The sequence below is a fragment of the Flavobacterium sp. T50_26 genome (assembly GCF_057652995.1).
This window is the reverse complement of the sequence record NZ_JBYFCC010000110.1, coordinates 1-212: the sequence shown is the minus strand read 5'-3', so window position 1 is coordinate 212 and position 212 is coordinate 1. Positions and strand designations below refer to the sequence as shown.

The following is a 212-nucleotide window of genomic DNA, read 5'->3' as shown; positions in this document are numbered from 1 at the left end:
TGAAATTAATTGGAACAACTATTTATGCAGGAGGAGATTTTACAACTATTGGAGGTCAATCTAGAAATTATTTAGCTGCGTTAAGTCAATCAACTGGACTTGCAACAACTTGGAATCCTGCACCAAATAGTAGCGTTTTTCATTTGGATGTGGTTGGATCTACAATTTCTACATCTGGCTTATTTCAATATGTGAAATCAGAAAATCGTACC

The 212-nt window shown here is 34.9% G+C and carries 1 protein-coding gene; it reads left to right on the top strand.

All coding sequences use genetic code 11. From position 1 onward, the window contains the following. Positions 1-212: hypothetical protein (locus tag AC23MC_RS16600; RefSeq protein ID WP_487569429.1), on the top strand; the 212-nt coding region annotated here is incomplete at both ends.